Annotated in this window: 28 protein-coding genes, 2 tRNA genes, 2 other RNA genes and 3 pseudogenes; 16 read left to right on the top strand and 19 right to left on the bottom strand. The window is 34.5% G+C overall.

What is annotated here, in order from left to right:
- The 7 genes from OPR21_RS00250 to OPR21_RS00220 form a co-directional block, all read right to left on the bottom strand.
- Window positions 1–480, bottom strand: coding sequence for a dihydrofolate reductase (locus OPR21_RS00250; RefSeq protein WP_006279286.1), 480 nt, complete (start codon window positions 478–480; stop codon window positions 1–3).
- The gene (gene folP / locus OPR21_RS00245; RefSeq protein WP_077190481.1) at window positions 474–1,757 is read right to left on the bottom strand and encodes a dihydropteroate synthase; all 1,284 of its coding nucleotides are present in this window, start codon (window positions 1,755–1,757) and stop codon (window positions 474–476) included. The genes OPR21_RS00250 and folP overlap by 7 nt, the downstream gene beginning before the upstream one ends.
- Window positions 1,754–2,140 (bottom strand): dihydroneopterin aldolase, encoded by a 387-nt coding sequence (locus OPR21_RS00240; RefSeq protein ID WP_007548841.1) that lies wholly within the window; start codon window positions 2,138–2,140, stop codon window positions 1,754–1,756. Before OPR21_RS00240 ends, folP begins: the two co-directional genes overlap by 4 nt.
- 39 nt (window positions 2,141–2,179) lie before the next feature.
- Window positions 2,180–2,836: a CADD family putative folate metabolism protein gene (locus OPR21_RS00235; protein WP_077188312.1), complete on the bottom strand. Its 657-nt coding sequence runs from the start codon at window positions 2,834–2,836 to the stop codon at window positions 2,180–2,182.
- 78 nt (window positions 2,837–2,914) lie between these two features.
- Window positions 2,915–2,991, bottom strand: a tRNA-Ile gene (locus OPR21_RS00230).
- Between the two features lie 42 nt (window positions 2,992–3,033).
- Entirely contained in the window at window positions 3,034–3,357 is a 324-nt protein-coding gene (gene trxA / locus OPR21_RS00225; protein ID WP_006279168.1) for a thioredoxin, read from the bottom strand.
- A 116-nt stretch (window positions 3,358–3,473) separates the two neighbouring features.
- The gene (locus OPR21_RS00220; protein WP_010962900.1) at window positions 3,474–4,094 is read right to left on the bottom strand and encodes a ribonuclease D; all 621 of its coding nucleotides are present in this window, start codon (window positions 4,092–4,094) and stop codon (window positions 3,474–3,476) included.
- Between the two features lie 180 nt (window positions 4,095–4,274).
- Here OPR21_RS00220 and OPR21_RS00215 point away from each other — a divergent pair.
- The 5 genes from OPR21_RS00215 (at window position 4,275) to OPR21_RS00195 (ending at window position 6,545) form a co-directional block, all read left to right on the top strand.
- Window positions 4,275–4,347, top strand: a tRNA-Gly gene (locus OPR21_RS00215).
- A gap of 520 nt (window positions 4,348–4,867) precedes the next feature.
- Window positions 4,868–5,026, top strand: coding sequence for a hypothetical protein (locus tag OPR21_RS00210; protein WP_236514364.1), 159 nt, complete (start codon window positions 4,868–4,870; stop codon window positions 5,024–5,026).
- Window positions 5,011–5,952, top strand: coding sequence for an IS5 family transposase (locus OPR21_RS00205; protein ID WP_265029975.1), 942 nt, complete (start codon window positions 5,011–5,013; stop codon window positions 5,950–5,952). The genes OPR21_RS00210 and OPR21_RS00205 overlap by 16 nt, the downstream gene beginning before the upstream one ends.
- Window positions 5,953–6,057: 105 nt before the next feature.
- Window positions 6,058–6,186 (top strand): hypothetical protein, encoded by a 129-nt coding sequence (locus OPR21_RS00200; protein ID WP_265029974.1) that lies wholly within the window; start codon window positions 6,058–6,060, stop codon window positions 6,184–6,186.
- A gap of 230 nt (window positions 6,187–6,416) precedes the next feature.
- A complete protein-coding gene (locus OPR21_RS00195; protein ID WP_265029973.1) occupies window positions 6,417–6,545 on the top strand; it encodes a hypothetical protein in 129 nt (42 codons plus the stop codon).
- A gap of 84 nt (window positions 6,546–6,629) precedes the next feature.
- On the opposite strand, the gene OPR21_RS00190 is transcribed toward OPR21_RS00195, so the two are convergent.
- From OPR21_RS00190 to ffs, 3 genes are all read right to left on the bottom strand, one after another.
- A complete protein-coding gene (locus OPR21_RS00190) occupies window positions 6,630–6,962 on the bottom strand; it encodes a YbaB/EbfC family nucleoid-associated protein (RefSeq protein ID WP_010963017.1) in 333 nt (110 codons plus the stop codon).
- Window positions 6,963–6,965: 3 nt separating this feature from the next.
- Entirely contained in the window at window positions 6,966–8,567 is a 1,602-nt protein-coding gene (gene dnaX / locus OPR21_RS00185) for a DNA polymerase III subunit gamma/tau (RefSeq protein ID WP_077188314.1), read from the bottom strand.
- Window positions 8,568–8,582: 15 nt separating this feature from the next.
- Window positions 8,583–8,682, bottom strand: an RNA gene (gene ffs, locus OPR21_RS00180) — signal recognition particle sRNA small type.
- Between the two features lie 246 nt (window positions 8,683–8,928).
- Here ffs and OPR21_RS08705 point away from each other — a divergent pair.
- Window positions 8,929–9,045: pseudogene (locus OPR21_RS08705) on the top strand (WPE palindromic element domain-containing protein); the annotation flags it as partial.
- A 92-nt stretch (window positions 9,046–9,137) separates the two neighbouring features.
- The gene (locus OPR21_RS00170; RefSeq protein ID WP_065094500.1) at window positions 9,138–9,791 is read left to right on the top strand and encodes a glutathione S-transferase family protein; all 654 of its coding nucleotides are present in this window, start codon (window positions 9,138–9,140) and stop codon (window positions 9,789–9,791) included.
- 1 nt (window position 9,792) lies between these two features.
- On the opposite strand, the gene OPR21_RS00165 is transcribed toward OPR21_RS00170, so the two are convergent.
- Entirely contained in the window at window positions 9,793–10,440 is a 648-nt protein-coding gene (locus OPR21_RS00165) for an O-methyltransferase (protein WP_077188316.1), read from the bottom strand.
- A gap of 250 nt (window positions 10,441–10,690) precedes the next feature.
- Between OPR21_RS00165 and OPR21_RS00160 the strand changes: the two genes are divergently transcribed.
- Window positions 10,691–10,969 carry a DUF2671 domain-containing protein gene (locus tag OPR21_RS00160; RefSeq protein WP_265029972.1) on the top strand — a complete coding sequence of 93 codons (279 nt, stop codon included), beginning with the start codon at window positions 10,691–10,693 and terminating at the stop codon, window positions 10,967–10,969.
- 29 nt (window positions 10,970–10,998) lie between these two features.
- On the opposite strand, the gene OPR21_RS00155 is transcribed toward OPR21_RS00160, so the two are convergent.
- From OPR21_RS00155 to ssrS, 3 genes are all read right to left on the bottom strand, one after another.
- On the bottom strand, window positions 10,999–11,703 hold the full coding sequence (locus tag OPR21_RS00155; protein ID WP_265029971.1) for a DsbA family protein: 705 nt from the start codon (window positions 11,701–11,703) through the stop codon (window positions 10,999–11,001).
- Between the two features lie 54 nt (window positions 11,704–11,757).
- On the bottom strand, window positions 11,758–12,219 hold the full coding sequence (locus OPR21_RS00150) for a type II toxin-antitoxin system RatA family toxin (protein ID WP_077188318.1): 462 nt from the start codon (window positions 12,217–12,219) through the stop codon (window positions 11,758–11,760).
- 19 nt (window positions 12,220–12,238) lie between these two features.
- A non-coding RNA gene (ssrS, locus tag OPR21_RS00145) (6S RNA) lies at window positions 12,239–12,400 on the bottom strand.
- A gap of 102 nt (window positions 12,401–12,502) precedes the next feature.
- On the opposite strand from ssrS, the gene OPR21_RS00140 reads away from it, so the two are divergent.
- Both OPR21_RS00140 and OPR21_RS00135 read left to right on the top strand, forming a co-directional pair.
- Window positions 12,503–13,093 (top strand): MlaC/ttg2D family ABC transporter substrate-binding protein, encoded by a 591-nt coding sequence (locus OPR21_RS00140; RefSeq protein ID WP_186809128.1) that lies wholly within the window; start codon window positions 12,503–12,505, stop codon window positions 13,091–13,093.
- The gene (locus OPR21_RS00135) at window positions 13,090–14,379 is read left to right on the top strand and encodes a bifunctional folylpolyglutamate synthase/dihydrofolate synthase (RefSeq protein ID WP_265029969.1); all 1,290 of its coding nucleotides are present in this window, start codon (window positions 13,090–13,092) and stop codon (window positions 14,377–14,379) included. The genes OPR21_RS00140 and OPR21_RS00135 overlap by 4 nt, the downstream gene beginning before the upstream one ends.
- Here the strand turns inward: OPR21_RS00135 and OPR21_RS00130 are convergent.
- From OPR21_RS00130 to OPR21_RS00115, 4 genes and pseudogenes are all read right to left on the bottom strand, one after another.
- A complete protein-coding gene (locus OPR21_RS00130; RefSeq protein WP_231115854.1) occupies window positions 14,347–14,841 on the bottom strand; it encodes a hypothetical protein in 495 nt (164 codons plus the stop codon). The two genes, OPR21_RS00135 and OPR21_RS00130, sit on opposite strands and share 33 nt — an antisense overlap.
- Before the next feature lie 110 nt (window positions 14,842–14,951).
- Window positions 14,952–16,298, bottom strand: coding sequence for an IS110 family RNA-guided transposase (locus tag OPR21_RS00125; protein WP_265029968.1), 1,347 nt, complete (start codon window positions 16,296–16,298; stop codon window positions 14,952–14,954).
- A gap of 501 nt (window positions 16,299–16,799) precedes the next feature.
- Window positions 16,800–16,928: pseudogene (locus tag OPR21_RS08505) on the bottom strand (DnaJ domain-containing protein); the annotation flags it as partial.
- Between the two features lie 127 nt (window positions 16,929–17,055).
- A pseudogene (locus tag OPR21_RS00115) lies at window positions 17,056–17,888 on the bottom strand (IS5 family transposase).
- 577 nt (window positions 17,889–18,465) lie between these two features.
- On the opposite strand from OPR21_RS00115, the gene recA reads away from it, so the two are divergent.
- The 6 genes from recA (at window position 18,466) to plsY (ending at window position 24,734) form a co-directional block, all read left to right on the top strand.
- Window positions 18,466–19,533, top strand: a complete 1,068-nt coding sequence (gene recA, locus OPR21_RS00110) for a recombinase RecA (protein WP_010963008.1) — start codon at window positions 18,466–18,468, stop codon at window positions 19,531–19,533.
- A 187-nt stretch (window positions 19,534–19,720) separates the two neighbouring features.
- Window positions 19,721–20,413, top strand: a complete 693-nt coding sequence (locus OPR21_RS00105; RefSeq protein WP_007548750.1) for a phosphatidylserine decarboxylase — start codon at window positions 19,721–19,723, stop codon at window positions 20,411–20,413.
- On the top strand, window positions 20,410–21,180 hold the full coding sequence (locus OPR21_RS00100; protein WP_015589351.1) for a CDP-alcohol phosphatidyltransferase family protein: 771 nt from the start codon (window positions 20,410–20,412) through the stop codon (window positions 21,178–21,180). The genes OPR21_RS00105 and OPR21_RS00100 overlap by 4 nt, the downstream gene beginning before the upstream one ends.
- A gap of 22 nt (window positions 21,181–21,202) precedes the next feature.
- The gene (locus OPR21_RS00095; RefSeq protein ID WP_265029966.1) at window positions 21,203–22,546 is read left to right on the top strand and encodes an alanine/glycine:cation symporter family protein; all 1,344 of its coding nucleotides are present in this window, start codon (window positions 21,203–21,205) and stop codon (window positions 22,544–22,546) included.
- A gap of 1 nt (window position 22,547) precedes the next feature.
- Complete coding sequence (locus OPR21_RS00090) at window positions 22,548–24,014, top strand: alanine/glycine:cation symporter family protein (protein ID WP_077188354.1); 1,467 nt, start codon at window positions 22,548–22,550, stop codon at window positions 24,012–24,014.
- Window positions 24,015–24,161: 147 nt separating this feature from the next.
- Window positions 24,162–24,734: a glycerol-3-phosphate 1-O-acyltransferase PlsY gene (gene plsY, locus OPR21_RS00085; RefSeq protein ID WP_236514372.1), complete on the top strand. Its 573-nt coding sequence runs from the start codon at window positions 24,162–24,164 to the stop codon at window positions 24,732–24,734.
- Window positions 24,735–24,780: 46 nt separating this feature from the next.
- Here the strand turns inward: plsY and tnpC are convergent, their stop codons facing one another.
- Window positions 24,781–26,124 (bottom strand): IS66 family transposase, encoded by a 1,344-nt coding sequence (gene tnpC, locus OPR21_RS00080; RefSeq protein WP_265022247.1) that lies wholly within the window; start codon window positions 26,122–26,124, stop codon window positions 24,781–24,783.
- Between the last annotated feature and the right edge of the window lie 122 nt (window positions 26,125–26,246).

The following is a 26,246-nucleotide window of genomic DNA, read 5'->3' as shown; positions in this document are numbered from 1 at the left end:
TTAACGTGTCAGCTTGCATATAGTATAATCTTTTGTTTGAGCAAGAGCGGTTTTATACCATCCATCAAGAAGTGTTAAGTTGAAATATACATCACCTTTATAAAGTCTGTGAATTTCTGTTATGATAAACTCTGAAATTAGATCATACTCCAAAAAAAGGTGCGCTATTTGTGCTCCACCAATCATGAAGACTTTAGAACTACTTTGGATTGACAAAAACTCTTGCATAGAAGAAATAATAGTGCATTTTACTCCTCTGTTAAAACAAGAATTTAATTTGTTACGAGAAAAAACAACAGGGATACGATCCTTCAATATGTTTTGAGGCATAGTTTCAAATGTTTTTCTTCCCATAACAATAACTTGTTTGTCAGTCACCTGACGAAAATGATCTAACTCACTTGGATAATGCCAGGGCAATCCATTATTTATTCCAATTACCCCCTTGGGATCAACAGCCATAATTCCGATAACTAGCATCCCTGTAAAGCAGCTTGAGCTACAAAGAATCGCATGTGATCACGCACATTATGCACTCGAAGGAAATCAACCTTGTTGTGCAATGCAGATGATAAAGCAATTGTTTCTAAATCTCGGTTAAAGACAGGTTCTGTAGAAAAAGAAGAAATAAATGACTTTCTAGAATGACCAACCAGAACTTTGCAGCCAAAATTTTGTAACGTTTCTATACTGCGTAAAATCTGGATATTCTGGTACATAGATTTGCCAAAACCAATACCAGGATCAATAATGATCGAGCTTTGATCAAAACCTAGAGCTAGTAATCTATTAATGTTCCTTTCTGCCCAATTACTTATGGTATCAATTGGATCAATGTCACTTGGGATAATGTTGTCACTATGTGGTGGTATGGAGAGTGAATGCATAATAACGATACTACATCCACTGCTAGCAATCGCTTTTAAGGTATTATCATCTAGATCTCCCTTCTGATCGTTTACCCAGGCAATGTTGTAGTGCTCCAAAACGTTCAAAATAACATCTGGCCAGAAACTATCAATGCTGACTTTAATGTCACCAACTTTCATATATTGATTAAGGTCATCAAGCACTGGTTTTAAGCGTGCATACTCTGCTTTTGGAGTTTGTATTGAGGAGCCAGGTCTTGTTGATTGAGCACCAAGTTCAACTATGCTTGCACCATCTGATAACAGCCGCAGTGCCTGCTTGGTTGCTTGATCTGCATCATAATAAAGACCACCATCTGAAAATGAATCAGGAGTAATATTGACAATACCTATAAGCTCTGGTGAAAGCGTAAAACTCCTTAAAAAGCAATCCTTAATGTTAGGGTTAACAGTACCAAACGTTTTGTTAACTACTGCCATGGGACTCAGCATTGCCATCAAGTGAAGCAAAAATGGTCTGTTTATCAATTCTGGGTGAGGAATCTTAAGGTAGGGTGTATCAAGTGTCAGGTCATCCCATAACAAAATATCCAAATCAATAACGCGAGGTGCCCATTTTTCATAGACCTGCAGACGGCCAATGTCACATTCAATTTGTTTAAGGCCCTTTAACAGCTCTTCAGGAGAAGAAGAACAACTTCCATACACAACCATATTTAGAAATGGCCTGTCCCACCCAGGTGGAGCATCATTTGGTAAAATAGCCTTAGTTTCCAGAATAATTGAAGATTTTAAATTTTTAAAATAGCGTTCCTGCAGTAACTGAGCAGCCTTTTGTAAATGGGAAAAGCGATTCCCCATATTTGAGCCAATAGAAATGTAAATCATTCTTGCAACGCATTACGATAAGTAAAGAAAACACCTCCATGCACACTGGGGACAGGTGGTGCAACTTTGTGAATAGTTACGCCTATAGAAGAAATAATAAGCTTTTTTTGCATCACAAGGTTATTAATGGTCCTGTATATATCATGAGTTAAATGCTCGATTAAGTTGAATTGCTTGCTTTGAACGAGAGATTGAATACTCTGAACTACCTCCAAGTAGCATATAGTATCCTCAAGCCGGTCAGTTGTAAGTCCTAAAGGGGGGGATTTAAAGGTAAAATCAATATTAACACTAACTAATTGAGAATGATACTTCTCTTCTGCACTATAGCCTAAATGAACCCAAAGCCGTAAGTCAGATATAAGAAGATTACATGCAGACATTGCATTCCAACATCACTGAGTTTAAGCTACTTACAACTACTAACACACGCTAGCATTCATCATTCCATCAAGAAAACCCCACAAGAGCCTTGCTCCCTTTTGAGCACCCTGCATAACTTTATCTTGCTCTTTTTCATCTAGATCTTCAATAAGATTTGCACATTCCTCAGAATGCCATTCATCAGCATGCATATGGACCGTAAAAAATTGAAGAGAACGCTCATCACTTATTGAATAGTGTTTTTTTAAACCTTCAATTTTAGACTTAGAAACCTCTGGAGTTTGACGTTCATAAGCATAAAGTGCACCCAAACCGGAAGCAAAATCTGATCGTACAATATCAAAGTAACCGTCAACTAATTCTTGTGTCTCCTTAACTTGTGCATCTTCAAGAAGATCAGACCGTGCTACTCCAAGTCCTTCAGCAAAACGCTTCCATAACTCTGGATGATTTTCATCACCTTGTTCTTCTTCTATCAAATTACCAAGCAAAACCTGTCGCATTTTTAGATCTGGGCACAAAAAATGTATACCACTGATATAACGAGGAAACGCAGCAACGTGGTGATAATATTCTTTAGCATAGGTTTGTAAAGCTTGCAAGCTTAAGCTTCCTGTATTCCATGACTGGTAAAATGGATGATTTAGTAAGTGCAATTCATCTAACTTGTTATTTAGAGACTTAGTAAATTCCATCATTTCCCCCATTACATTAATATATAGTTCATATACTATAGTTTTCTCATTGTTACGATCATGCTAAGATCAATACAATGGTGGGATTGGTAGGACTCGAACCTACGGCCAATTCGTTATGAGCGAACTGCTCTAACCGACTGAGCTACAATCCCTTTTATCAATATTTATAATACACACAAAAGCAAATTTGTCTATTAGCTTATTTCACTATCAACCCAACTTGACAAATCATTTGTTGCACCAATTTTGCGTGCAATTTCCTTACCATCTTGAAATATGATTAAAGTGGGTATAGATTGCACTCCATACTTACTTGGCACTTCAGTCCCTTCATCTATGTCGAATTTGCAGATCTTAATCTTGCCTTTTCTGTCTTTAGCCAATTGTTCGATACGTGGCATTAGACTTTTACATGGCCCACACCATTCTGCCCAAAAGTCTATCAGAACAAACCCTTTATAGTCAGTGACTTCAGATTTGAAATTTTGATCATTTACCGATGTAATATCATCACTCATAAAATACCTAAATTTTTGTAAAATATAGCGTATCTATTAGCAGTTAATCAACTAAATTCTTACCGCAGAGCTTGAAAAATTGCCCTAAAGTGTTTTGCACAAACAAAAAACTTCTATTACATCTGGTGGTTAAAGATATCCACGTTTTCCCAACCCATTAAGTCTAACTCAATACGAGTAGGAAGAAATTCAAAGCACTTTTGGGCCAATTCTTTTCTATTTTCACGTTCCAGCATTAAGTCTAGCTTTTCCTTTATCCTGTGGAGATACAAAACATCAGATGCAGCATAACTTTTTTGTTTGTCTGTTAAATTTTCATTTCCCCAATCAGAAGATTGCTGCTGCTTATTTAGTTTGGTATCAAGCAGCTCTAAGCACAACTCTTTTAAGCTATGATTATCTGTGTAAGTACGAACTAAACGTGAAGCTATCTTTGTGCAATAGCACGGAAGTGCCCAAGTTTCCAAGTAATAACGTATTATGCTTACATCAAATCGCGCGAAGTGAAATATTTTAGTTATATTTTTATCCTCTAATATTTTTCTCAAATTTGGCGCTGTATAATCGTTCTTGAGTTGAACTAAGTGAGCGTTGCCATCATTAAAAGAGAGCTGCACAAGGCATAATCTATCTCTGCTATGAAGTAGCCCCATTGCCTCGGTATCAACAGCTATAGACCTTATATCATCTGGTATTGAACTAGCTGGCAAGTCGTCTTTATATAAAAATATTCCCATAAAATTAATACATTTTTTGGCACAATTGAAAACCTATGATAATCAAAAATGAGTCTTAAGTATACGAAAAGATCATAGAAGGAACCACGCAAATTTATGGGCTCTCACATTTTTCGTGTACACGGGGTTTACAAATCGCTGTATATGCCTATAATTAAGTAAATTTAGGTTAATTTAATTGCGGGAGTAGCTCAGTTGGTAGAGCGCAACCTTGCCAAGGTTGAGGTCGAGGGTTCGAACCCCTTCTCCCGCTCTTTGCTTTCAAAATCATTTCGTCAAAAATCCCTTGACAAACTCCGCCAGCCCCCTTATCATGAAACTGAAGCTATTTATTTATCTTCTCTGTACAGATTAAATGACAAAAAAACTCACGTATCTGGCGTCCCATGTTTAATTTTTTGCACTATGTGCACCTTATGTCTTTATAAAATTTCTAGGTTTTTACCTAATATAAGCTGAAATGCGCTTATAAAGCATTTAAAACATCAAAAAACGCCGATTTAAAAAATGGATAGTGAATAACTAGCTACCCTAGGGTTTCTTTTGCCTTTTTTTCTGTTTAGTAAATTTCTTAATGTTTATAATTTAGATTAGTTGCGGCTTAAAAGCAACTAAATCGCGGTTATTAAGCGTTTAGAATAAAAAAACGCCATACTTGAAAGTATAATGTAAGTAATTAGCCAACCACGGGGCTTCTTTTGCCTTTTTTTTCGTTTGGTAAATTCCTTAATATTTATAGCTAAGAGAGCCCAAGAGAGGTGTCATTCCAGCGCGTGACGCTGGAATCCAAAAAAAAGGATGATGTCATCCCAGTGCGTGACACTGGGATGGCTTTGTTGCATCGCTCAAGTGAAAAGAACTGGCAGTTACTGACAAAATTCATTATAAATAGCCATTTAACTGTTGAAGAAAAAATATGCCACAAAAAATGAGAGTCAGTAACTGCCATGAATATAACAAATTTCTCCAAGAAAGAGGAAGCATTTTTTGTTATATCAATGACGCCATAGAAAATTGGTACGAGAATTGTCCAAAAATGCAGGGCGGCAACTATATTTATAGTGATAAAGTTGTGATTTTGGTGCATATAATCGTCAGTTTCTTTAGAATTGGTTTAAGACAAACAGTCGGGTTTATAAAAGGGTATTTGCAACAAATAGGAAGAGATTTGGCAGTTATCAGCTATTCACAAGCATCAAGAAGGTTTAAGAAACTTAATATTAAGATAAATGATTGCAGAATTGATAAAAATAATATGGAAGATATCGAAATTGCTATAGACAGTACAGGAATTAGTATATACAACAACACTCCTGGTCACAGCAAGGAAAATAGCACTGACAGAAAATATCGTGGCTATGAGCAAACGAGAAAATTGCACGTAATGTTGAATATAAACAACAAAAAAGCCATAGCTGTAAAATACAGTAACGGTGTCTACTCTGATCACTATGGAGCTTGTGATTTGCTAAAAGAAGTTGATTTTCAGCATGCCATAAAAGCACTATATGCAGATAGAGCATGTGATAGGCACAAGTTTTATAAGTTGTGTAACAAATATGATATAAAGACAAAAATTCCACCAATAAACAATGCGGCAGAACATCCAGAAATAGATTATATGTCTGACAGGAATGCTGCTATTAGGTTAATAAAATTATACGGTGAAGATGGCATGAAAGAATGGAAAAAAGAAGTAAATTATGGGAAAAGATCTTATATTGAAGGGTTTTTCTCAAGATTAAAGCAAATATTCGGATTTAGTTTTAGGAATAAATCTGAGATAAATCGAGAAAAAGAACTAAATGCTATTTGCTTAATAAATTCACTGATATTGGTATGGCTAAATTTGAGATAGTTACATGAATTTACCATAAATCACCATCTCATAAAGTGTGATGCAACAAAGCCCACTGGGATCCAGGAATTTTATTAAGTTGGTAAGCATAAAAGTAGCCGTTTTATGTTAAAGCACAACGTTCTTGATGAGATTACGGCAAGGCTGGATTGGCTTTGTTGCATCGCTAGCTATGATGGATTAAAGATAAAAAAGATAGGGAATATCAGTAGCTTATTATTCTGGTATTTATAACAAGAACGGTCAATGAATACCTAAATTTGAGTAAAAGAAATTTCACTACCATTTACCAATCCGGCTAAAATTCAAGAATTTCAATGCTTTAGCTATTTTCAATGGAATTAAATTTATTAATATAAATAACAAATTACTATTCTTAAATTTGATCAGATTGATTGCAAAAAAACAAGATTTTCAATAGGTTGCTTATAATCCTAACTATAGTTAGCCTTTCATAAGTAGCGATGCAACAAAGCCGGCTGGATTCCAGTGTCAAGCACTGGAATGACATCGTTTACTATGTGATATCGTGCCATATTGCAATGTTTGTACAGTTGTGGAATGAATCACGGTATGACGTAGGGCTATGCTAGTATAGGTACATTATATGAAGAAGTACTAGCGTTGGGAATATTAGAAAAAAAATACTTACACTAAAAGAAACTTCAGTAGTAAATTCAAAAAGGAAGTTTAAACCCAGATGGTAAACCCATCATACCTGCAAGATCAGAAGTTGCATTCGCCATATCTTCTTCTGCTTTTTTAACGGCATCATTAAACGCTGCTGTTACTAAATCCTCTACTATATCTTTTTCCTCATTTCTCATAAGTTCTAAGTCTATGTTCACCTTTTTAGCTTTATAGCTACCTATTTTTATGACTTCCACTAATACAGAAACTTTGCCACCACCAGAAATACCTTGAAACTCTTTTCCAACATATTTTTCTTGAGCTTCTGCAAGCTTTTTTTGCATCTCTTGCGCTTGTTTCATTATTTGACTAAAATCCACAACTTACTCCTTATTTTCTATATTAACTACTTTTGCACCTTTAAACGTGTCAAGGATATCCTTAACTGCAGGTGCATAATTTAAATTACTCACTTCCCTGTTTATATAACCTGTATCAACTGCAATAACCCACTCTTGCTGAGTCACCTGGCTTAAGTAATTTTTTAAATCATTGCAAAAATTACTATCCAACTTAGATACAGCTTTTAATTTTAAATATCCAGGTTTACAATCTATTAATTGTAGATTATTACACAGTTGTTTGTAAAGATAAATTTGGTTACTCCGCCTTAATAGTTGCAAAATCTTATCAAAATCGTAATTTTGTTGTTTATTTTCCACATGGATCCCAGTGTCAGCTACTCGGATGACAGAGTGGGGTTGTTGTTTACTTTCCACATATTTTTTTGGATCCGAGTAGTCAGCTACTTGGATGACAGAGGGGGAAGGTGCAACAGGTCTGCCCTGTCTATTTCCTTGCTCTACATTCTGTGAAAGAATTTTTTTGATCACCTGTTCTGGAGAAGGTAGATCAGAGAGATAGCAAAGACTAATTAGCATCATTTCAGCAGCAACATCGTTGCATGTTGAAGTTTTTATATCTTGAATACCTTTAAGCAACACCTTCCACAATCTCGAAAAAAATATTAAAGATCTCTTTATACTTAAATCTTTTATCCTATTCTTTTCATGCTCTGTAACTGCACTATCAATCTCTTTCGTAATTAAAAAACGGCATATTAACTGAATTGTTTGCAATAGACCTTCAAAAATACTAAGTGGGTTTGCTGTTTTTATCGCCTTGTCAAACACTGATAGAGCTTTTTGTAAATCACCATCTAATATTGCTCCTAATAGATCGAATATAATATCTTTATCCACTAGGCCAAGTATGTCTGTCACATTTTTAGTGGATATTGCACCATCTTTGCTATATAGCACTGCTTGATTCATCAAAAACAAGGCGTTACGCATTGAATTTCCAGAATGTCGTGCAATTAATTCTAATGCTCCCTTTTCAATGGAATAACTCTCTTTTTGTGCAACATCATTTAAACGTTCCACTATTTTAGCTACAGGAATGTTGTGTAAATCAAATCTTTGACAACGTGCAATAATAGTTATTGGTATTTTTTTTATTTCCGTAGTTGCTAAAATGAACTTTACACTAGATGGTGGCTCTTCTAGGGTTTTAAGTAATGCGTTAAATGCACTGCTGGATAACATATGTACTTCATCTATAATGTAGACTTTGAATTTAGAGCTTATAGGTGAATAGCAAATATCTCCCAGGATTACTTTAATATCGTCAATGCTAGTGTGACTTGCCGCATCGATTTCAATTACATCTGGATGGCTTGAATTTTTTATTGCTAGACAATTTTCACATGATCCGCAAGGTTCAAAAATTGGCCCCAGGGAACAATTCAAACATAAAGCTATTATCCTTGCAGTGGTGGTTTTACCAACTCCACTACTACCAGAGAGCAGTATAGATTGTGGGATTTTGTTTAAAATAAAAGCATTTTCTAATACACGCACTAATATATCTTGACCTACTAGATCTTTGAAGCTACTAGGACGATGTTTTAATGCTATATTCATAGCCTCGGATAAAACAAATAATGAAATAGGTATGCAACCCAAAAAGGTTCTGATATGGCTGCTTCATTTCTGATCTGACCAAATTACAGAGTTTTTGCCTGCATACCTTATAAAATATTATACTTTTTTTTTTATTTAGCAAGGTATATCCTATATTAGTCTTATAATTTATATGTTAGACCTCTTGCAACATTACTTTAAAATAAACGAGAAGTTAGCTGTCATGCAAGTCACTACAAGATTGTCACTCCAATGTTTATTTATGTCATTTCAGCGCTTATTTATGTCATCCCAGTGCCTAGGCATACAGCTGTATGAATGTTGTGATATAAGAGCAATTTTTACCGAAAAGGATGTCATCCCAGTGCTTGACTACTTGGATCCAGAAAACTTAACTGTAAATGAGCGCACTAGGCAATTGTATAACAAGAACTGGATTCCAGTGTCAAGCACTGGAATAACACCACCTGCTACGCAAACTTCTGTGGACTACAAAGAAAGTTCGTACAGTTGTAGGTCAAGCCATAGAGTAACAAAAAAAGGATATTGGTATACCAAAAGAGGAACATTATGATTTTATATCATTTTCCTCTTTGTCCATTTTCACGAAAAGTTAGAGCTTTTCTAAAAGAAAAAAAATTAGGCTGTGATCTAGTGTATGAAAATCCGTGGGAAAAGCGGAATGAATTTATGGAGATCAATCCAACCGGGCAAGTACCAGTGTTAATAGATAATAACTTTGTAATAGCGGATAGTAATGCCATTTGTGAATATATAGAAGAGACTTACAATAGCGACGTCAAATTACTTGGTTCATCCACTATTATTAAGTCTAAAATACGCGCTCTAATCAATTGGTTCGATAACAAATTTTACAATGAAGTTACTAAGTATATTATGAATGAAAAAGTAATTACTAACCGCAGCCCTGACTCTAGATTTCTTCATGCAGCTCAGCATAACCTGCCTTGCCATATGGAATACATCGAACACTTAATTAACAAGAACGTTTGGCTTGCAACTGATAAGTTCACTTTAGCTGATATTACTTTAGCATCGCATATTTCCGTAATGGATTATGTAAGTAGTTTTCCATGGGAAAAAAGTAAAATTTTAAAAGAATGGTACTCCATTGTTAAATCAAAGCCTTGTTTTCGTGAGATATTATTAGAGAGGATTTCTGGTTTAATCCCTCCTAAACATTATGCTGACCTTGATTTTTAACTTATGTTAGCTTTAAAGCTACAGTCATTCCTTCATCAGTTGGAATCAATATAGAGAAATATTTTTTTTCATCTGATAATCTATTATTAAACTCCCTCATGGCATGCCATGATTTTTCTGATACTTCTTTTGGAGGCGATTCTAAAAATACTGTGTTAAACAGTAGAGTGTTATCTGCAACGATTAGCCCATCTTGTTTAATGTATGACTCTGCCCAATCTAAATACTCAGGATAACTACTTTTGTCAGCATCAATAAATATCATGTCAAATGGTGCTTTTGCTGATAATTCATTAATTTTTTCCAGTGCATCGCCTTCTATTAGAGTAATTTTATCACTTAGATTAAAAGCACTAAAATTTTTTTTTGCTATTCTTGAGTGTTGAGGATTATTTTCTATTGTATATATATGACCGTCTTTTAGTAGAGCTTTTGCCATGCAAATCGACGAGTAACCGTATAACGTGCCAATCTCAACAATACTTTTGATTTTTTGGATTTTTATAAATAAACTTAATAGCTTTCCTTCTTCAGGGCCAATTTGAATATGTTGCTTTTTTTCAAGAATACAATATTCTTCTATTTTTTTATATTCTTTTGCAAATAGATTTCTTATGTATGACAATTTTATACTAAAATTATTACGCATATATTATAAATTAGGGAGACTTAATTCATACACAATTTATAAATATAATAATATAGTTTAAAATAATAAAAACATTTATTTTAAGTTATTATTTCATAGTATAAAATTTTAAGTGACAAAAATTATTATATATCGTACTATAGTTCACTAGTATAATAAACAGTCGATTATTATGCTAGAATTAAAGGGATTGTTTATGCGCATTTCTCTTTTTAAAATATAATTTTTATAATCAATTAGAGGGGGTTATATGTCTTATACTATTGCTGGTGAAGTTGAAACGTTAAACAAAAAATCTAACAAGAATGAAGGGGTTATGTTACTACATAATCCAGCTTATCGTGAAAAGTATAAAGAACGTTTTGATGAAGCTCAGAGAAAAGTTATGGATATGGTTCAGTTTTATGATGGGACAATAGTATTAATAGAGAATAAAATCACTATGTATTACTACACTTGGCACAGTAAAAAAAGAGAGTTTGAGCGTAAAAAACAACAAACAGTAGTGAAAAACAATGACTCAGCATAGAGTCTTTTATATGGTAAGCTACAGTGGTATTACTTCACTATAGCTTTTCCATATAATTTATCTATCACATTAGTGAAATATTTCAGCTCTTTATACCCTCCATGTTTAACTTTATTATGCTCTATATATGATTTATCATCGTTAAGCTTGATGAAAAATATTGGAGTGGCTGTGATACCAAGTTTATTAATTGCCAGTGATTTATCATTTACGATTTTATCCATTATTTTCTTATCATTAATGCATTGGTTAAATGCATCTTGCTTTAAGTTGCTTAGTGCAGCAATTCTTTGTAGTAAAGTCAAATCACTTAAATTGTAGTAATTCCACGAATCTATTGAGTTAAAAACAGCTTTGTTAAAATTAAAGTAGTCTTCTTGTTTTTCGTAGCAATGACTTAGCATTGCAGCCTTTAGCCCTCTGTAATCGAAAGGAAAATGACGAAATATATATAACATCTTACCTGTGTCTATATATTTCTCTTTAATTTTAGGAAAAACATTCCTATGAAAAAGAGAGCAGTGATAGCAAGTTAATGAAGCATATTCTATCATTAGAATTGGTGCTTTTGGATCTCCTAATAATTTATCATCAGGTAATGGCGATAATAGCTCATTTGATGTTATTTCATTGGGTTTTTTTTGAATGTATTGGCTATCGTATAAATCTTGCTTAACAACTGCATAAGAATTAACACTTATGAAAATTAATAAAAACAATAGTCTAAAAATCATTACAATCTAAACACTTAACTTACTAAAAAAAATTATACATTTATATTAATAATGTCAAGATAACTTTTGTTTAGCAAGGCTTTCAGCCCTATCTTTAAATGCAGCAATTATTTTACTTTGTGTATATTTATATACTGAGTTTAATAGGGTTGAAAATGAGTTGGACTTAAACTTAAACTCTATATAAAACTTTACCATAGTTTTATTTTCATCTATGGGAATGAATTGCCATTTATTGCATAGATGTTTAAATATTCCATTTGATGATACAGCTTTTATCCAACCTTCATTTGTTCTACTTGGAGAAAGAAAGGTTACCTCTGATGTATATCTTCCTTTAATTCCATGAAAAGCTGCTAGAAGGTCCACAACCATTTGATTGTCAATTTTTTCTTTTATATAAACGGCTTTGCACCAAGGAACAAAATCAGGATACCTTTCAACATCAATTACAATTTGGAATACTTCATTAGGCGAACATAGGAAGGTACCTTGTTCTCTGTATTGATGAAGCATAAATTTAGTACCAATCAAAAAAGGATCCGTATCTACCGTCAGCTTTAGTAGATTCCTGAGACCTGAAGTTAAGGTGGGCATCGCATATTAGTTTCAATGAAACCAGCAGAGGCAATTCCCTTCTCTAGAAATTATCGCTCGGGAAATTTAACTTAACTCATAACGCATAGCACAGACCCCTACTTGAATTATAGATGATTTACACAGGGCATGTCTATAGGTATATTAAAAGTCAGCGATTATTATTTAATCTTTATCAAACTTTGCATTTTAAGTATATCTTATGAATATTACTAAAGTTTTAATCATTATTGTTTTTATTGTAATTTCTTCAAGAGCTTACACTAGTTGTACAGATCACAAAATTTTTGTGCATACTATGAAGCAACAAGTAGACAGCATATCTACAAAAGGAAATAGAAAAAACCTAGAGCATGTACACGAAAAGCTTCAGGAGGTCATTCAGAATAATGTTAACCTCAAAGAAATATCTCGATTTGTCATGGGAAAATATGGGGTTTTGACTACCCAGAAGGAAAGGGAAGATTTCTTAAGAGAGTATGAAGTGTATCTTACACGTTTGTGCGTTAAAATTTTATCTAAATACATGAGTAATAGTGAAATGATCATAATGAGTACAAAAGCAGTTGACGATGAAACTTGCTTAATTGGCACAAGGTTCTCTTACGGTGATGAAGAATTTACAAATATTGATTTTAAAGTTACTAAAAATCACAGTTCTTTCTTGATAAGTGATGTTGTAATGAGTGGAATAAGTATTGCTATTAATCAACGTTCTCAATTTAGTGAGAAGATTGACACGCATGGCATAGCAAGTGTGATAGGTGAATTAAAATGTAACAATAATCTATGATATATATGCCTCATTGGCCTAAGCCACTTGGTAGCAGGCCGAATGATTTTTCTCTTGATCGCATAAAAAGCTTTCTTAGTAAACTAGATAATCCCGAGAAAAAAGTGCCTCCCGTAATTCATATAGCTGGAACTAACGGGAAAGGCTCAACACTAGCATTTATAAGATATATAATGCAAGCAGCAGGGTATAAGGTACACGCATACACTTCTCCACATTTGGTGAATTTTAATGAAAGAATAGTTATTGCAGGCAGTTATATCGACGATAATGAATTATATAGCTTGTTAGAAGAATGCCGTGCCGTAATTGCAGAACAACCTATCACTCTGTTTGAAGCTGCAACTATTGCAGCTTTTTTAGCTTTTTCTCGTCATAAAGCCGATATAACTTTAATTGAAGTGGGTATGGGTGGGAGACTTGATACAACAAATGTTATAGATAGTCCGATTTTAACAATAATTACTTCCATTGCACTTGATCATACGGAATATCTTGGCCCTACTGTAGAGACCATAGCAGGTGAAAAGGCTGGAATAATGAAACCTAATGTTCCTTGCGTAATAGCACCACAAGAAAAATCTATAATGAATACACTAGAATTCCATGCAATAAATAAGAAATCTCCTCTGTATAGAGGAGGTTTTGAATGGAATTGCAAAAAAAAGAACAACAAAATGGTTTTCCAATCAGCTATTCAATCAATAGAATTTCCTTTGCCGTCTTTAAAGGGTGATCACCAAATAATCAATGCAGGCAATGCTATTGCAGCATGTAGCATTTTGAGTGGAAAATATGGATTTGATATTGGAGAAGAGGATATCACTTCAGGTTTACAGTGCACTTATTGGCCTGCACGACTGGAGCGTATAAAAGAGGGCAATTTAATTTCTTTACTACCAAAAGATTGGCAATTATTTTTAGATGGTGCGCACAATAATGATGGTGCTAGAGTACTATTTCAGTGGGTAAGAGATAACTTTGCTGAAGGTGTCTATATAATTTTTGGTGTTACTCGTAACAGAAATGTAGAAGAGTTCTTAGAACACTTAAAACCATATATCAAGTTATTATGTGCGGTTTGTGTTAAATCTGAGCCTAAAGCAACAAATACAAACTTGATTAGGGAAAAAGCCAATAACATAGGAATAAAAGCAATGGAGTGTGAGTCAATTGGCGATGCAATATCAAATCACATATTAAAAGCCTCTATCCAAAACGTCAAAACCATACTGATCTGTGGCTCATTGTTCCTAGCTAGAGACTTCGCTATGGAGAATAGCTAACTTTGATGATATTAACTGACCGATGGGGAAATAACTTTGATTGCTCATAGTACTGCTTGGCTTTTCGTTATCGACTTCTATAAACTGATCATCACCTTTAAATTGCTCCTCAATTGAATTTATAGCTGTCTTTTTGAGAATATAATTACTTGCAGCATTTAAAATAGGTGAAGTAACAATTAAAAGCGTGAATGGTAATGAAAGTAATAAGCCGGATAACATCATAGAGTTAGTTATACCAAAGCCGTTGGCAACTAAATCTAATCCCACACCGAAAAACATTAAAGATGTACAGATTGTGTTGCTCAAAATAACTGAATTTTTTAGCCACTTTAATTTAGTCCTATCACTCTTTGAAAAATTTTCGCATTCTTGGTCAAAGTTAAACAATAATAAAATATTAGTCTGATGATTAAACTCTTTCCCATTTCTAGTATAAATGCTCTTAACAGCTAGACTCAAAATAGATCCTGCTAACAAGGGAGCAAGAAAACCTACTGCTATTGGTACATTAGAAGAAATACCATTAATTATTAAAAATGCAATTGATGTGAAGGATACTAAAAGAACTTCTAAGAAACTCTTTCTGCTAGTAGCTCTTTTTTAATCAAGACATAACCAAATTCACTAGCTTTTTTGCTTAGAGTCTTCACTATTTTTTCCTTATATAACTTTTCATAGTAATCAATGCCCTTCTCTACATATTCCTGTCCATACTTTAGCATACTATAAAAAATGCACGCCAATTTCCTAGCCGTAGCGGTAATCGCTTTCGGTGCTCCTAGTCGTTTTTTTAACCTTCTGCAATATGCACCAATCCCACTGTTGCTTCTTGACACACACTGGGCAGCCATCCTAAAAGCATTTGCAGCACGAGCAATAACTTTGCGAGTTCTCGTCCCAAATACTTTTTCCCCTGTAACTTTATTAGCAGGACTTAGCCCCAACCAAGAAGTAAAGTGCTTCTCTGATGGCCATTTATCGTGGTTCAAACCAACTTCTGAGATAATTGTTTGTATAGTTAGCACATCAAGCCCAGGAACTTTAGTAAAATCAATACCGGTTACTCTATACAGTTCTTCGTGTAAAGGAAAGTCTGGTCTGTTTTTTGAAAACCTATTCTTTATTTTGCTGCATCGCTTATTCTCGTCAGATTTTGTTTCAAATGTTTTGTAATATTGTTCGATGCTTTTGTCGCATTCTGCTATTTTTTCCTGATAAATATTATACAATTCAAATTCTTGCTTTAACACAAATAAGAGTTCCTTTCTGTAGTCGCCTTTTAGCGCTTTTGCCATGGTAGATCTATCATTTCTTATCCGTACATCTCTCAATTCTGATAATTTTTCAGGATTCCTTTCACCTTCAATTATTGCTTTGATAATTTGCATACCGGTCACTCCAGTAATATCACTTATGACTTTGTGTAATTGAACGTTCATTTGAATTAACGCTTTTTGCATACGTAGAATATGTGTGGATGCACTTTCAATCAGGTTGCTACGTTGCCTAACGTAATTACGCAACACACACATTTGATCATCAGGTCTAAACGACCCATGGAGTAATCTATAGCTGTGTAATTGTTGTAACCATTGACAGTCTTGAACGTCGGATTTTCTACCAGGCACGTTCTTAATATATCGTGCATTTACCAATTTTACCTCAAATCCATATGACTCAAGTATTTGAAACAAAGGAATCCAATATACTCCTGTTGATTCCATAGCTACTGTTCTAACTTTACATTTCTTTAACCACCCTGCTAAGTTATGAAGATCAACTGTAAAGCATCCAAATTTTTTGACACGTTGTTCATCTCTTCCTTCAGGTACACATACATAATGTACAGCTGAGCCGATATCAATTCCTGCTGTATCAGGATTCACTATTTCTAGTTTACTTTTTGCCTTTATCATGGTAATTATCCTACTATAACTTATAATGGAGAAGCACTTAAGCTTGGGACGGTTAGATTATACAATCTTCTAATCGAGGTAGTCATAATAGACTCCATCAGTGGTTTAACCGTTCCTCCAAAACCACGCTCCTAAACGGGCACTTAAGCACCATTGATCAGTCGGTTATAACTGCAGAAGTACTTCTTGATAAATTATATATAAAAATTGCTATGGAAGTGAAGAAATAGTTTCTTTCCGGTTTAACAAGATTTTTTTCTTGTTCGACGCTCCTAAGAGATTTGAATAAGAAGAATATTTTACATAAGCAGTTACATTATTGTTAATTGACTGCTGCTTATTATAGAGTTTATTTCTGCACTTATCATCTAAGTATTTTTGCAATTCTTCATAACTGCGACTCCACAACTTACCGCGTAATTCTTTTATTAAATTATTTCTTTTATTGAGACCTTTCTCCAATGGCTCTATTATAAATTCTTCAAAAAATGGCTTATTTAATGCAATAACCTTAAATTTCTCCTCCGCTTCTTTATTGTTTGGGTTTTTATCTGAGTGATATTTTAACGATAATTTACGGTATTGTTGACTAAGCTTTTTCTTAATATTCTTAATGTCAGAATTTACCACATCCTCCTTTTGAATATTAAATGTTAAAAACAACTGCTTTAAAGCGTGGTACTCATTTTCATTCAAAACATTTCTAGCCACATTACACCTACAAATTAACTAAGAGGTTGTCCGGAAACTAGTAAATTCAAGCATATTCCCTCTTTAACATAACCCTACTCATAGCTAGGTATATGAAATTCTCAGTGGATGTTGTGAGTAAATCATACTCCTTCGATAGCCTTCTATTCCTATTAACCCAAGCAAAAGTCCTTTCTACAACCCATCTTCTTGGCTGTACTTTAAACCCTTGTTCTCTTGTTGGTAGTAGCTCAGGTGGCGTATCTTTGTGCACCCAAAATCTACATGGAGGCCTTGTAACAATTTCAATATCTATGTCATATTCTTCCTTTATGTGATTCTTTAAATTTCTTCCTTGGTATCCCATGTCAGCCCACATTTTTTTAACTTTAGTATATTTTGTTCTCATATTGTTTAATGCTATTTTAATACCATCTCTATCATTTTCGTTAGCAGCGCCTACGTAACAACCTAGTATAAAACCCTGAGTGTCTGTAATTATATGCCTTTTTCTACCCTTTACTTTTTTACTTCCATCATAGCCTTTGATCCCCCCTTTTCTGTAGTCTTTACAGATTGACTATCTACTATACAGGCACTCGGCTGCTCATTCCTTCCTATTTTTCTTCTACTATATTTTGTAATTTCATAATTCATTTTCTCAAAAATTCCCTGCTTCTTCCATTGCCTGAACTGCTCATACACAGTCTTCCATAGCGGAAAATCATTTGGTAAATACCGCCATTGACACCCTGTACGCAATACATAGAAAATTGCTTCTAATATTTCTCTTTTGCTATACTTTGGCGGCCTTCCTCCTTTCTTGTATGATACTCTGAAGTGTTTTTCTATTCTTGCCCATTCCCTTTCGCTTAGATCTGTTGGATACTTTTTTCTCATCTTTACCCCGTACTAAAATTTCAGATATTATAGCCTTTTACTTGTTTCCGGACAACCTCTTAATGTTCTATAATATACATATTTCCAAACTATGTCAATTATTTCATAAATATCTTTGGTAAAAATTATTTCTGTTATGACTAGCATGATAAGTGTATGAAGCGACTAAAATTGTCATTACAGCGCTTAGTGTACGACAGTGCTCCAACATTTAGGGTTGCAGTTTTCATGGCAGATCTGAGTAGCTGACCCATCTAAGAGGTGTCATTCAAGTAGCTGACACTGGAATGGCTTTGTTGCATCGCACCTTATACGGTAGTAATTTACAATAAATTCATGTAGCCATTTCGAATTTAGTCATTTCAGTGTTGGCTACTTGGATGACACCACCTGCTATGCTGCAAATTGCAACGTTCGTACACTAAAGTATAGTGTGTTACTAACGAAGGCAAACAAATATCTGCTTTATGAAAACGTTAATATTTTTCATTGAAATAATACATAAATACTAGAAAAACCTTGGCAGGTTATTCGCGTTTGATTATCATAGAGAATTATATAAATTAATAAATGATCTATGGCAAGTAACCCAGAAGAAAGAAATAGTGATAAACAAAAAGCGCTAGATAACGCAATAAGCCAGATTGAAAAAGCATTCGGTAAAGGTGCAATAATGAAGTTGAAGCAAAACCCTGTAGAAAAAATAGACACAATATCCACAGGATCAATTGCGCTTGATTCGGCTCTAGGTGTTGGAGGTCTGCCAAAAGGGCGTATAATTGAAATATTTGGCCCCGAGAGTTCTGGTAAAACCACTCTTGCCTTGCACGTGATTGCTGAAGCACAAAAAAAAGGAGGATCATGCGCATTTATCGATGCAGAACATGCATTGGATGTCTTATATGCTCGTAAACTTGGGGTAAGCACTGATGATTTAGTGATTTCACAACCAGACACTGGAGAGCAGGCGTTGCATATTGTTGAGTATTTAGTGTGTTCTGGTGCGGTTGATGTGATAGTTATTGACTCTGTCGCAGCATTAACTCCAAGAGCTGAAATTGAAGGTGATATGGGTGATCAACATATGGGGCTGCAAGCAAGGCTTCTAAGTCATGGGCTACGGAAACTAACCTCTGCCGTTTCAAAAGCGAACTGTATATTGATATTTATTAATCAAATTCGTATGAAAATAGGAGTAGTGTATGGAAATCCTGAAACTACCACGGGTGGAAATGCATTAAAATTCTATACTTCTGTAAGGCTTGATATAAGAAAAGTTGGTGTAATAAAAGACAAAGAAAATATTACAGGTAATGAAACAAGAGTTAAAGTTGTAAAAAATAAAGTTGCTCCTCCATTTAGAGAAGCGAAATTTGATATAATGTACAATGAAGGTATATCAAAACTCGGAGAAATAATAGATATGGGAGCAAAGCTTGGTGTGCTTGAAAAAGCAGGCGCTTACTATTCATATAACAACACACGTCTTGGGCAAGGAAGAGAGAATGTAAAAACTTACCTAAAAACAAACAAAGAAGTCGCAAATGAAATAGAAACGAAAATCAGAGATTTACTCAGAAATCATGATAATTCTATCATAATAGACGAGGATAGTGAGCAACTTTTAGAAGAATCAGTTTTCTGATCTAAACTTAGGCATTAGATTTTGTGTTGGACGGGTTGTTACAGTATGACGGTAATTCTATGTGCTAATATAACAATCTGTAATGTTACCTTGTATCAAAAAGACTTTGCTGAAGCAGTTAAAAAAAGCTTTTCATGAGAAATTATAAATGATAAATTGTTAACAATAGGTTATTGTTAATAAGATTATGTGTTTTGGTTTACCTAATATAAACAGGGAAGGTTATTCATTTATAGTAGTTTCCTTTATAGTAACGTGTATAGCATTCTCTATATCTTGGGGGTTTGGCGTTACGTGCTTGTTTCCGACATTATTGTGTACTTATTTCTTTCGTGATCCAGCAAGAGCTGTGCCAAACAATAAGAATCTTATATTAAGTCCTGCTGATGGTGTGATTTCAAAAATTGAAGAAGTTAATTATCCTTTATCAGCAGAAAACGGAGAGGAGAAGAAGTTTACGCTTGTTAGCATATTTTTAAGTGTTTTGAACGTCCATGTGAACCGTATACCAATATCTGGTACGATAAAGGAAATGAGTTATAAAAAAGGCAAGTTTGTATCCGCAATGAGCAATAGGTCTAGTAATGAAAATGAAAAGCAGGTTATTGTAATTGAATACGAAAAGGGGAAAGAAATTATTGTGGAGCAAATAGCTGGATTAATTGCACGTCGTATCGTTTGTAATTTAGGAATATCCCAGAACGTAAAAGCAGGTGAAAGGTTTGGAATTATAAGGTTTGGCAGTAGAGTGAATATCTATGTTCCTGCTGATACAGAAGTCAGAGTTTCAGAAGGGCAAACTGTTATTGGTGGTGAAACAATTATAGCAAACTTAAATAAGGAAAACGTTCAAGAGAAGCTTACTTTTGACGTTATATGAATAACGATGGAAGTAACAGTAGATTCTTACCTATTACTAAATTATTCCCAAACTTTATAACTTTATTGGGTTTATGTTCTGGTCTCACTTCACTTAAATTTACATTTAATGAACAATGGGAATTCTCAGTAATTTTTATCATCATTGCAGCAATAATAGATGGAATGGATGGCAGAATAGCTAGAATTCTAAAATCAACTAGCGATTTTGGAGCCCAGCTTGATTCTTTTGCAGATTTTCTAAATTTTGGTGCAGCGCCTGCATTTCTTTTGTATTTTTGGAAGCTAAACGAAATCAAAGTCATAGGTTGGATTTTAGTAATGATATACGTAATCTGCATATCAATAAGACTTGCAAGATTTAATGTTTCGCTACACTCAGAACAACCATACTGGGAAAAATTTTTCTTTTCTGGTGTTCCAGCTCCAGTGTGTGCTTTACTTTCTTTGTTACCAATAATTATTACCTTTCAATCTCATGAGAGTGAATACTTACTTCTCATAGAGCGATTTTTTAACACAAGAAACGTAGCTTGTTACTTTCTGGCCATTTCATTTTTTTCGATAAGTCACATTCCAACTTTCTCTGCAAAATATATTTATATTCCCAAAAGCCTATCCTATATATTTGTGTCATTTTTTGGAGTACTTATTGTATTTTTCATCAGTAAGCCCTGGATGACTCTACCAATTTTAGGTATAGTGTATACACTTACTATTCCAATAAGCATCGGGTTTTACATATATTTTACATATAAAACTCGTTAGCTAACAAAAAATAGAAAACTGCATGATTTTGAAGATAAGTGAACTATTAAATTCATTTCTGTATATAAAGATATTCAACATTCCATTTATAATTATTTGGGTAATTGCAACTGGAATCTTTTGTACTGCCCAGTTCAAATTCATTAACTTTAGGTTACTTAAATATGGAATACAGACGCTATTCAATCTAAAGTGTAATAACAGCAACAATGGCATAATCACTCATATTCAAGCGTTTGCAACAGTAATTTCAGGAACAGTTGGTCTTGGAACAATATCAGGAGTTGCAATAGCTATCACAATAGGGGGCCCAAGTGCAGTTTTTTGGATGGTAATTACCGGAATACTTGGTATGTCGATAAAGTTTGCCGAGGTGGTGCTTGCATTTACTTATCGCTCTGAAAATACAACTGGCGGGGCTTTTTATTACATGAAGTACGGGCTTGCAAAAATTGGATTTGCAAAAACTGGTAGATTTCTTGCCTTCACTTATGCGATTATGCTACTTATTGCAATGATTTTGGGCAGTATACCATTTCAAGCAAATCAAATAGCAGCACTATCAAATAACCTCCTAGAATACAACGCATCCATTATTATATCCCTGCTTGTCTTTATTGTAATATTGGGAGGAATAAAGCGCATTGCTTTCGTTTCAACGAGCTTAGCACCAATTATGATAGTGCTATATGTGGGTATGTGTATATATTTAATTTATGTAAACGGAAGTAATTTGCTGAATGCTCTATCCATAATATTCCAAGATATCTTCAATAAATCAGCTATAGGAAGCGGAGTATTGAGCGGATTAATAGCCGGAGTGAGAAGATCAGTGTTTGCTAACGAAGCAGGTACCGGAACAGCAGCTATAGCACATTCAGCTGTAAAAGAAGAAGATCCAATTAAAGTTGGGTGCGTTGCAATGATTGCACCACTTATAGACACAATATTAATCTCATTTTTGACTGGTATTGTGATAATTATCACTGGTATGCATAGCACTGATAACGTGGGTGATATTACACTAATTAGTTCGATATTTTCAACAGCTTTGCCCTTGTTCAGCAAGTTAGTTTTTCCGCTAATGATGTTTTCCTTTGCATTTTCCACAATAATAGCTTATTGTTACTACTGTGAAGTTGCTTTGCTGTATTTATTTGGTAGTAAAAAAATACTGATACCGTTCCAAATTCTTATAGTGGTTTCAGTGTATATCAGCTGTATGTCAAAGAATATAGAATTTATATCTTATCTAGGTGACAGTTTGTTTATGTGCCTTATGATTCCAAATGCTGTTGCAATATATCTACTAAGAAGGGAAGTTTTGAATACAATAGATTCTTATTACAATTCTAAAGGGTATTAACATGATTTATAGATTGCTTTGTATGGTGTTATTTTGCCTATTGTTTAATGATGTGTACGCTGCTTCAGGTTTTTACGAAAGTTATGACGCTGTGTTGAACGGAATAAATAATTTCATGAATGAAGTACTGTTTTTCAAGATCCTTTACGTGCCATTTATAATCCTTCTACTAGTTTTTGGTTATGTGTTTCTAACATTACGGTTTGGATTTCTCAACATAAGAATGTTTAAGCATGCATTTGCTATTTTATGTGGAAAATATGACACGAATCACCATGATGGTCATATTACGCATTTTCAGGCATTTATGACTGCACTTTCAAGCACAGTAGGTCTTGGAACTGTTGCTGGAGTCGCAATTGCAGTTTCAATGGGAGGGCCAGGAGCGGTGCCTTGGATGATGATTACAGGTTTTTTTGGTATGTCAGCAAAATTTGCTGAGGTAACGTTGGCGTTTAGACATAGAACAGAAGATCAGGACCAATTGTTTAGTGGTCCCTTTCAGTATATAAGGAATGGTCTGGAGGAATTTGGATTTAAAAAACTTGGTATTGTGCTGGCTGCCATGTATGCAGTATTCTTTGTATTATCAGGTCTTGGTGGAAGTGTAGCGTTTCAAACCAATCAAATGGTTTCAATATTATCTGGCTATTCAAGTTGGGTAGATGGTCACTCTTGGTTTCTTTCTTCCATAATCTCTGCGCTGCTTGCTCTAGTGATTATTGGCGGAATTAAAAGGATAGCTAGAGTATCTTCTGCACTAGTGCCTATTATGTCACTTATATATATCTTTAGTTGTATTATTATTATTGCATTTAATATTCATAACCTTGGTTATACGTTAAAAATATTATTTTCCACTATGATAGATTTCAATGCTGTTGGTGGAGGGATGGTAGGAGCATTTGTTGCTGGAATTCAAAGGGCAATCTTTGCCAGCGAAGCGGGTGTTGGTTCTGCTTCAATTACTCATGCAACAACTAAAGATGAAGAACCAGTAAGAACTGGGCTTGTTGCTATGATAGAACCATGCTTTGACACAATGTTAATTTGCTGTTTAACAGGAATAACAATAGTAATAACAGGTGCATACCAGACTAGTGTTGGTGAAGGGATATTAATTACTCAAAAGGCATTTGAGACAGTTTCTCCATGGTTTCCTATACTTTTAACCATAGCTGCACCTTTGTTTGCATTTTCTTCGGTAATTTCATTTGTATATTGTTGTGAAATGGGGTGGTTATATTTGTTTGGTGCAAAAAGTATAGTGATATATCGCATAGCGGTAATAATTGTGGCGTTTTTCTCTGGCCTTTCTAAAGACATAATGGCTATTGCTAATATTGGCGGAACTTTATTCTCTTGTTTAGCTCTTATCAACATGACAGCGCTTATACTGTTTAGTAATCAGATTAACGAGGAAGTTCAGTGCTACCTAAAAAGGCTGAGGAATAATAAAATCAATTAAATTTTGGCATATGCGGAGAGGTATAGCTATAATAAGTAAGATTTCCCTACGTCATACCGCGATTTATTCGCGGTATCTCAGCATAGATCCCGCTAACAAGCAGCGGGATGACGAAATTTTGCGATTATTAATCAGTAAATTTTACCTGTGTTAGTTATAGTCCTTACACTATCCTACATACTCGGTTCAATACCGTTTAGCTTAATTATTACAAGAATAAAAGGGATAAACTTAAGAGAAGTAGGTTCAGGAAACATTGGTGCTACAAACGTTGCAAGGACGGGAAATAAATTTCTTGCTGCTTTGGCATTATTTCTGGATTCCTTTAAGGGATTTATTGCCGTTTATATAGCACAACAATTTTGTGATAATAACGATTTTTATATATATGTATCTGCAATTTTAGCAGTTTTAGGACACATGTTTCCTATTTGGCTAAAATTCAGTGGAGGAAAGGGCGTTGCAACCACTCTAGGGATACTGATAGCATTTAACATTGATATTACTTTAGTATTCGTAATAATTTGGATAATAGTCTTTCTTGCCTTTAAATACTCTTCCCTTGCTTCACTCAGTGCTACTTCAACGGCTGTAGCATGGTCCTTTTTTTTTCAGAGGAATTTGTTCTTAACATTACTAATTATAGGAGCACTGGTCTTCCTAAAACACCACAGAAATATTGTGAATCTTCTGCAAGGTAAGGAAAATAAATTTTTATAAGTGTGCTGACTCTGTTGCTATGTAACCGTTCACGGAATATTCCCAATTAGGCAGGAATAGCGACTAAATTCTGTAGTTTCTGGACAGGATTCTGATCATTCAAACGTGCAGTCAAAAATATCGAAAGCATTCTTTCAATGAACTTTTCTCCACGTTCTGACCAAGTGAAAAAACTATTTTTACGATAAATGACGTACCGTCTAGCCTGACGTTCTGCAAGGTTATTGGTTGTCTCGATCAGATCAGGATTGCGCACGAATCTCCACATCATATCTTCAGAACGTAGTATATTGGCAGCCATTCTCGAGGCCTGAGTTCCTTTTGCAACCCTTGTTATCTCTCGCAAAAAATGTTTCACCCTTTTTCGAATCTTCCTCATTAACCGGAAAAATCTTAAATTGTCTATCAGGTTTTGTTTACGTGCTCTATCTACCACAAATACCCTGTTGCTCAGCGATTTTAATGCTGCGCCAATTCTGCTCACTTCAACATTTTTACTGTAAAAAAACCTTTCAAAGTCCCTTGCTAAATGGGCCCAGCATATCTGTCTGTTTTCACGATTAAAGTAATTATACGCAGCATACCTATCGCTTATAACTATTCCATCATACTCTGGCAATAGCCCTTTTAATATCTTCTTTCCGCGAGATCCAACTAACTTCATAAGTGTTGCTGTTTTATTCGTTACTACCCAACTCCAACCTTTCTTTCCCTGGTTCCTATGGCTTGTTTCATCTATATGTAAATACTTGCTTTTCCGTAGCTCTTCTCTTATTTTTTCGTATTCAGATATACATTTTTCTGATACTCTACCCTCGGTCTTTGATACCAAACCTAGGCTTATATTCAGATTAAATATGCTGCTCAAAATTTGCTGTACTTCCCTTTTTGAATTGATAAAAAATCCACTAAAACTGCTAATTACTGCTTTTGCATTAGCTCCTAAAAGATCCCTTGTCACACCTTCAGGCAGACTAGCTGAGATCCTTTTCTTACACGCCTTACAGTAGCCTTTTTGTAGCCTATATTCAGTCACTATCGGTTTAATTTTTGGCAATTCAACCTTTTGATGCACAGTTTCTTCTTCTAAAATAACTTGGCTTCCACACATGCAAATTGTATCAATTGAACATTTTACCACCTCATCTGCTACCATCAATTCCCGCTTGTGCGCTTCATGTCCTGGCTGCCCGCCTGGTTTTTTATCGCTCTTCTTTTTTGTCTTTTTGCGATATACATCTTGCGATGGTGGCAGCGATGAATTTTTTGAATTTAAACCCAGCTTATCCTCTAGCTCAATTATTTTTGTCCTTAACTTATCATTCTCTGCTTTCAGAGTACCAACTTCTGACTCCAATACCACAATCTTTTCTTGTAGCACCTCTATCATCAACCCCTCATCTATCTAGTTTATTGTTTTTTATACTAATTATGCAATTTTTGTAAACTACTTTCTTATACCGTGAATGGACAAAGTTGATAAGCCTAAACGCCATCATGTCTTTAGGAGAG

It is taken from the genome of Wolbachia endosymbiont (group A) of Philonthus cognatus, from assembly GCF_947251755.1.
GTDB classification, from domain to species: Bacteria; Pseudomonadota; Alphaproteobacteria; order Rickettsiales; family Anaplasmataceae; genus Wolbachia; species Wolbachia pipientis.
Note: the sequence above shows the minus strand (reverse complement) of the source record. Positions and strands in the feature narration are given on the sequence as shown.